Origin of the sequence: Flavobacterium sp., assembly GCF_035760125.1 — a bacterium.
Classification (GTDB): domain Bacteria; phylum Bacteroidota; class Bacteroidia; order Flavobacteriales; family Flavobacteriaceae; genus Flavobacterium.
Genome location: NZ_DASTTN010000131.1, coordinates 1 through 3,811 on the forward strand (window position 1 = coordinate 1; position 3,811 = coordinate 3,811).

General features: G+C 32.9%; 4 protein-coding genes. 1 reads left to right on the forward strand and 3 read right to left on the reverse strand.

Features of this window, described 5'->3' with window-relative positions; genetic code table 11:
- Positions 1–1,889, reverse strand: a 1,889-nt coding sequence (locus tag VFS71_RS05295) for a Tex family protein (protein ID WP_326399811.1), incomplete at its 3' end; no start/stop codon positions are given.
- 87 nt (positions 1,890–1,976) lie between these two features.
- Between VFS71_RS05295 and VFS71_RS05300 the strand changes: the two genes are divergently transcribed.
- Entirely contained in the window at positions 1,977–2,252 is a 276-nt protein-coding gene (locus VFS71_RS05300) for a DUF1294 domain-containing protein (protein ID WP_326399812.1), read from the forward strand.
- 65 nt (positions 2,253–2,317) lie between these two features.
- Here the strand turns inward: VFS71_RS05300 and rpiB are convergent, their stop codons facing one another.
- Both rpiB and VFS71_RS05310 read right to left on the reverse strand, forming a co-directional pair.
- Positions 2,318–2,749: a ribose 5-phosphate isomerase B gene (rpiB, locus tag VFS71_RS05305; RefSeq protein WP_326399813.1), complete on the reverse strand. Its 432-nt coding sequence runs from the start codon at positions 2,747–2,749 to the stop codon at positions 2,318–2,320.
- Between the two features lie 734 nt (positions 2,750–3,483).
- Positions 3,484–3,717 (reverse strand): DUF2007 domain-containing protein, encoded by a 234-nt coding sequence (locus VFS71_RS05310; protein WP_326399814.1) that lies wholly within the window; start codon positions 3,715–3,717, stop codon positions 3,484–3,486.
- Positions 3,718–3,811 lie beyond the last annotated feature (94 nt).

Below are 3,811 nucleotides of genomic sequence, written 5' to 3' on the forward strand. Positions count from 1 at the left end.
GATTTTACATTTGGGTCAAATTCAAAAACAGTGGCCGCTTTTCTAGGATCCAATCCCGGTTTTTCCAACTCTTTAATAATGTCTTTCAATGTCAAAACTCCAATATCGGGCGTAATGTAATTTTCTGGTTTTATTAAAGCCGTTTTCTCTTTATTGGCAATCAAATCGTTTACCGTAATTTTCAAATCTTTGGCCATCTTTTCAACAATAGCATATGCTTCGGGATGTACCGCCGAATTGTCTAAAGGATTCTTCGCATTCGAAATTCGGATAAAAGCAACTCCTTGTTGGTAAGCTTTGTCGCCCAAACGAGGCACTTTTTTGAGTTGTTTTCTATCCGTAAAAGGCCCGTTTTCAGAACGATATGCTACAATGTTTTCCGCCAGCTTCTCTCCTATTCCACTCACATAACCCAACAAATGCTTACTCGCCGTGTTGATATTTATCCCCACCGAGTTCACGCAACGAATCACCGTATTGTCCAGTTCTTCTTTGAGTTTATTTTGATCGACATCGTGTTGATATTGCCCAACGCCGATTGCTTTAGGGTCAATTTTCACCAATTCCGCCAACGGATCCGATAATCTACGCCCAATGGAAACTGATCCTCGAACCGTCACATCAAAATTTGGGAACTCATCCCTCGCAATCTTCGAAGCCGAATACACCGAAGCTCCTGCTTCTGAAACGATAAACACTTGAACCGGTTTGTCAAAAGCAATTTTCTTGATGAAAAATTCCGTTTCCCTCGAAGCCGTTCCATTTCCTATCGATATCGCATCTATTTGATAGGCATTAACCATCGAACGGATTTTTTTCATCGCCATTGCTTCCTCCTTTTGCGGAGCATGCGGATATATGGTTTCGTTATACAACAAATCTCCTTTCTCATCCAGACAAACCACTTTACAACCCGAACGAAATCCTGGGTCAATTGCCAAAATTCGTTTTTCTCCCAATGGCGGAGCCAATAACAACTGTCCTAAATTATTGGCAAATACCTGAATCGAATTCGCATCGGCTTTAGCCTTGGCTTCTTGTAAAGTTTCATTCGAAATCGCTGGATTCAACAAACGTTTGTAACTGTCCTCTATCGCCAACTGAATGTGTGGCGTGGTACTGTTATCTCCTTTTATTACTAATTCGTCAATAATATCGTAAGCATCGTCTAGCTCCACATCGACTTTGAACTTTATAAAACCTTCATTTTCGGCGCGCATAATCGCCAACAAACGATGTGATGGCGCTTTGGTTAACGACTCCGACCAATCAAAATATTGATTAAATTTCTGTGCTCCTTCCTCCTCTTTTTTGGACTTAACTACCTTTGTAGTGATTGTAGCTTTACGTTCAAACAATCGTCTGAGTTGTTTTCTAACGTAAATGTTTTCATTAATCCATTCAGCAATAATATCTCTTGCACCTTGCAAGGCCGCTTCCTCATTGATTACATTTTCATTCAAATATTGTGTCGCTAAGAAATCAACATCATCCTTACTTTGTGCCATAATAATTTTGGCCAAAGGTTCTAATCCATTCTCTCTTGCCACATCTGCTTTAGTTCTTTTTTTCTTTTTGTACGGCAGATAAAAATCTTCCAATTCCTGCAGATCAAAACTTTGTTGGATTTTTTTATCCAATTCTGGTGTCAAAGCATTTTGTTCCTGGATGGATTTTAAAATCGCTTCTTTCCTTTTTATTATAGCTTCGTACTCCTTTTGAAATTTGGCAATTTGCTCAATAAAAACTTCATCCAAGTTTCCGGTTTTATCTTTTCGATAACGGGAAATAAAAGGAATCGTACAGTCTTCCTGCAGTAACTGAACGGTATTTTGAATATTTATAGGTGCCGTAGCAACATGTTTTGAAATGAATTGTAAATTGGTCATTGTGAATTTCTGTTTAAAAAGGAATCTTTTTTAGTTGAAAAAAGAGATGCTAAAATACTATCTTTAAATTTTAATTGAACTCCAATTATGATTTTATTATATACTTTTTTAGCCGTTAATATAATCGCTTTTGTATTAATAGGCTACGACAAAAAATTAGCTCAAAATAATAAAAGAAGAATACCCGAACAAACACTTTTGATTTGGGTGGCTATGGGTGGAATCATTGGTTCATCGCTTGCGATGTCAATTTTTCGGCACAAAACTGCTAAAACAAGTTATTTATTGAAATTTTTTGGAATTGTTTCTCTTCAGATTATAGCCATTATCACCTTGTTTTATTTTGATATAATATCATTATAAAACAAAAAAAGCCCAGTTTTTACTGAGCTTAAATTAAATACTTGGTGCGAAGCACCGCAATTTTTTTATTGACAAGCGATTTTATTCACTCTATTTTGGTGTCTTCCTCCTTCAAATTCAGTAGCCAAGAAAGTTTCAACAATTTCTACTGCTTGTGGAATAGAAGTAAATCGTGCAGGAATACTAACAATATTGGCATCATTATGTAATCTTGTCAAAACTGCAATTTCTTTGGTCCAACATAAACCTGCACGAATTTTGGCATGTTTATTAACAGTCATCGCAATTCCGTTTCCGCTTCCACAAATAACAATTCCAAAATCAGCTCTACCTTCACTTACATCTTCGGCAACCGGATGCGCAAAATCAGGATAATCAACACTTGCTTCAGTATCGGTACCGTAATTGGTCACTTCATATCCTTTTGCTTCAAGCATTGCAACTATTGCTTTTTTATAATCTGGTCCGGCGTGGTCATTCCCTATCGAAATTTTCATTTTTTTTGTATTAGATTTTGAACTGCAAATTTAACCAAAGTATTTTAGATATAAGCCAAAAAATAGTTATTCAATTCTAATAATAGATTAAGAAATAAGATCTTCTCCATTGTTTTATAAATACAATACAACTCCTTGATTATAAGAAAATTTGAAGTTTATTAACATTTCCATAAATACACAACAGTCTGCTAATCAATACACAGAATGTAATTTAAATGTTAATATTTTGTATTGTTAATAGCAAAACGTAACTACTTGATATTCAGATAACCTTAAATTAACACAAAATGTTTATAACTTTAGATAGAATTTTAGAAGTTTTTTGTGTTTGTAAACAAAAAATAAGTAATCCAAAACCTATATTAGAAATCCAAATAAAGTTTACTGAATTTTTAGAAAAGTTATCAATACTTAAAATTGGTTTTTCAACAAGGAAACAAAATTCACTTATTTACAATTTATCTCTTTTTTGAATTGTTAACAGTTGTTAACTAATTTGAAAAATATCCTAAAAAACAGGAATTTAAGTATAAATAAACATGTTAATAACTCAAGATAAAAAGCTAAAACTTCATTTCAATACATTTTTTTAGAAATTTATAGCAACTATTAACAAACTATAATAACCATAAATAATTAATTTTAATTTAAATTTTCTTTTTGTTGTATTTAATATATGTTGACAACTTTAAAATTTGAAAACAAAAATAAAATTGAATTTTTGAAAATTTTTAAACGATTGAAAGTTTAGAATTTAAATTGTCGAGTATTTCTTGAACTTGTTCAAAATCGTTTGGGTGTACTTTTAGTTGAATGCCACCGTAGGCAAAGCTTGCCAATGGGTCAATGGAGATGATGTGTTCGTTCTCGAAAAAATAATGAATTTCTTCTTGATCCAAAATATGTCTAAGTACCACGATTTCATGTGGATAATTAAAAATAGCTATCGTTTTAAAGTCTTTCATTTTGAATTTTTTATAAATGTAGTAAAGTTATTATTAGTTTAAAACTCTAAGTAGAATAAGGAATAGTGAATACAATTTTGTAATTTTAGACTTT

What these genes read in the sequence shown, in the direction of transcription:
- VFS71_RS05310 (WP_326399814.1), bottom strand. Translation starts at nt 3,717, where the DNA reads ATGAAAGACTTTAAAACGATAGCTATTTTTAATTATCCACATGAAATC.
- rpiB (WP_326399813.1), bottom strand. Translation starts at nt 2,749, where the DNA reads ATGAAAATTTCGATAGGGAATGACCACGCCGGACCAGATTATAAAAAA.
- VFS71_RS05300 (WP_326399812.1), top strand. Translation starts at nt 1,977, where the DNA reads ATGATTTTATTATATACTTTTTTAGCCGTTAATATAATCGCTTTTGTA.